Raw genomic sequence first — 3204 nt, forward strand, 5'->3', positions numbered from 1 at the left:
AAACAAGGTGAGCTTAGGGAACGGACTATACAACATCAATTGCAAAGAGCCAGTGCTTTAAACATCATTATCAATGCTATTAGTATTTGGAATACCTTACATCTAACTAAAGCAGTTGAATATCAAAAACAGTCTGGTAGTTTTAATGAAGAATTATTACACCATATGTCGCCTCTAGGTTGGGAACATATTAATCTACTAGGAGAATATCATTTTAATTCGGAGAAAGTGGTCTCGTTAGATTCTTTAAGACCATTAAAACTTTCTTAACGTTGTAAAAATGGGGGAATCGTCAGGAAAATAGGCTTAGCGTTGTAAATCCGCATTTTCCTGACGGGACCCCTAATAAGGTAATCGTAATTGAACTAGAGAAAACGGATGATGGTTGGAAAATTAGTAAATCATAAAAAAACGGTCTAGAATTCTAGACCGTTTTTTTAGTTCCCTCAATCTTCTTCTTCAAAATCACGTAGACTAGCAAGCAATTCTGTAAATGTTGAGCAAACAGGATATATTGCTTTTTCCATGTCCTCTTCTTCATGGTCCCAAAATACGATTGTTGGTAATGCGGAATTATTACGATAGTCAAAGCATAAGAAATTCCCAAAAGGATCATTTGCGAAAGGATATATATTGTCTAATAATTCTTCTTTTATATCTTCATAATTTTTTACAATTGAATACTCATCTTCTATATGGAAGGTCAATAAATCATTGAATACATTTTCATCTTGTCCTGGTACATCAAATATTTTAGGACGTGGGTAACCTCCATCGTATTTCTTCACACATTCAATAAAATCATTAGGTAGTTTAATGTTAAAATATTTTTCTACTTGTTCGATTTCATGATCTGTTACTTTTTCATTACTTACACCAACCCATACAATGTTATGCATTAATAAACCTCCCTATTTTTCTCCGTCTTTCCCCCAGATGTTATACCCACCCGTGTGACCAGTTTGCTTATGTAATTTCGCGTCTACAAGCTGCATTCTTCCTGTGTCCTGATGGTGATGCCATGTATATGTTTTGGGTTTCTGACCATTTTTAAATAATTCAATTTCTTCTGCTGTAAATTTAGCTGCTAGTTTTGGATCTTCTAATATCTGTTCATATAACAGCTTATTACATATTCTATCATGAGTAGGTCTTGATTTTTTAAAGTCAACTTCTTTTAATTTTACTTCAGCAAAAGCATCGAAAATAGGGAATCCATTTAAGTCATATGGTATACCTGAAACTGGATGTTTATTTCCAGCTAACTCACCCATTCTTAAACTAATTGTCTTTGGACCATTTTTACCTTCATAAGTATATGGAGCTGCTTTCTGCAAGTACTGTTTAATACTACCGACTCCCGCATATGAAAGATGATTTCCAGCTTTGAATTCATAATTGTTTAATATATGTAATGCATTTCTATATGTCGGAGAATTAATTACAAGTGATTTTCCTTTAGTAAAACCTGTAATAGCAGCTACCTTCCCAACTTGTCCTGCTTTACTAAGACCCTTATCCCCCAGAAGCCCGAGCCCTAACGTTGCTATACCATAAGCTACATAATGCTCTCTACTTTCCAGATCCCCATTCCAAAATTTATTCATAAACGTATCTGATACGGTGTTCCATGCAGCAGGAATAGTCTCCCTATAGTTTACAATTGCATCTTGCATATTCAGCCAGGTTTCTTTATCACCTAAGGATATCAGTCCTTCCCACGCATCCACTGCACCATCTACAAACCCAGTAGAAATACCAGTCCATGCAGCATTTAAATCTTTTTTATTGAAAAATGACTCTTCTGATTTTGGAGGGAGTTTTCCACACATGGCACCTTCTTGAATATCATGGTCAGCTAAATTTCCACCATACAATTCATCTGCATCTCGGAATTTAACAGCTGCACGTTCTAATTCTACTGCTATTTTATCTAATTCTTGCAAGATGTTAAACATCATTGGCTTTGCTTCATTAAACATCTGATAAAAACGATCACTGCTTGCTCCGCTCCACTGAGAAGCTATATATTCAGTTTGAGAGTATAAATCTTTATGTATATATTCTAATGATGATCTCGTATTTCTTACTGTTTTAGCAGCTTGTTCTAATTGTTCCGGTGTTACCTTAATTTGTGTGCTCATTCCATCCCTTCTTTGCATATATATTATGAAAATTATAACATATCATTCTTTCGTTAATGGTTATCATTTGAAAATATCCGTTCCAAAAGGCGAAAGTATGTCCCATCATAAAAACAGCCCAAATTCCTAATGAGAAATTTGAGCTGTTTCTGTTATAAATATGTTTTATTTTATATTTTTTCATAGACTTATTTCTTTCATTGCTAACAAGGAATCTTAATTATTTCAAAATTTCTAAATGGGGTCTTACCAACAAAACGCGGAAAACATACGCTAAGAGAATTTTGGGAGGAAAAAAGCCGATTTTCCCTACCTAAGGAATCATCGGCCTTTAGTATTATTGAATAAGAGGGCGTAGTGAATATAAACTTGCTACTTTCTTCATATCAAATGTGTATTCGCCAAGAAAATTAATATGTTCCCATCCCAATGGAGAAATATGTTTTAGCAGGTCTTCTCGTAAACTTATATTTGTACACAGCTGCCCTATCTTTTTCAATCCCTAGTCGTACGAGGGAACATCCGCAAGCAGGACAGATTAATGTTTGCATATTTTTCCCTCCTAGAATGATGAATTTTTTTATTCAATACCTCCATGATTTATGGATTTTAACTGTATTTTTGTACTGTTTTTCCGTCTTTAAAGCCTTCAATCGTAGCATCGAATAAATACTCCGGTACCATGGCATATACGGATCGGCCCCTTAGTACAGAAATACCGGGTATTTTTGTAGGTTTTACCACCTTTGCATACTTCGCGTAGTTAGCGGTCAGAGATATAAGAAATCAGGTATAAAAGAGGGAAACCTGTCCTGAGCTGGCCCTGGGTTTCATCTTTCAGACCTGTGGCTCCTTCTGGTATCGTAGTTACTTGCGACTAAATGTCACAGCATGACCCATTGGCAGGTCTAGATTCCTCGTAACGCGTCCCCATTAGGCGACCCAGTTCAAAGGCATCTTCTACAGATAACACTTTTCCCCCTGGATGTTGGTCAAGCCAGTCTTCGGCTGCATTCGGTGAGCTGAAGAAATGGACTTCGTTGCAGAATGCCGTACGAAT

General features: G+C 36.0%; 5 protein-coding genes and 2 pseudogenes. 2 read left to right on the top strand and 5 right to left on the bottom strand.

The features are described from left to right. Nucleotides 1-270, top strand: a 270-nt coding sequence (locus tag KVT31_RS29160; protein ID WP_142952117.1) for a Tn3 family transposase, incomplete at its 5' end; no start/stop codon positions are given. A 71-nt stretch (nucleotides 271-341) separates the two neighbouring features. Further along, nucleotides 342-407: pseudogene (locus KVT31_RS29165) on the top strand (DUF4878 domain-containing protein); the annotation flags it as partial. Between the two features lie 39 nt (nucleotides 408-446). Here KVT31_RS29165 and KVT31_RS29170 read toward each other — a convergent pair. From KVT31_RS29170 to merB, 5 genes and pseudogenes are all read right to left on the bottom strand, one after another. Then, nucleotides 447-899, bottom strand: a complete 453-nt coding sequence (locus tag KVT31_RS29170) for an SMI1/KNR4 family protein (protein ID WP_000551585.1) — start codon at nucleotides 897-899, stop codon at nucleotides 447-449. Nucleotides 900-911: 12 nt separating this feature from the next. Continuing rightward, nucleotides 912-2144: a WXG100 family type VII secretion target gene (locus KVT31_RS29175; protein WP_000107156.1), complete on the bottom strand. Its 1233-nt coding sequence runs from the start codon at nucleotides 2142-2144 to the stop codon at nucleotides 912-914. Nucleotides 2145-2481: 337 nt separating this feature from the next. Next, nucleotides 2482-2607, bottom strand: a pseudogene (locus KVT31_RS29180) (hypothetical protein); the annotation flags it as partial. Continuing rightward, nucleotides 2555-2695, bottom strand: coding sequence for a hypothetical protein (locus KVT31_RS29185; protein WP_162493026.1), 141 nt, complete (start codon nucleotides 2693-2695; stop codon nucleotides 2555-2557). The gene KVT31_RS29185 and the pseudogene KVT31_RS29180, both read right to left, overlap by 53 nt. 326 nt (nucleotides 2696-3021) lie before the next feature. Continuing rightward, the coding region (gene merB, locus KVT31_RS29190) for an organomercurial lyase (RefSeq protein WP_254637323.1) at nucleotides 3022-3204 on the bottom strand (183 nt) is incomplete at its 5' end.

Origin of the sequence: Bacillus sp. GbtcB14 (genome assembly GCF_019091205.1) — a bacterium.
In the GTDB taxonomy this organism is placed as follows: Bacteria; Bacillota; Bacilli; order Bacillales; family Bacillaceae_G; genus Bacillus_A; species Bacillus_A cereus_AG.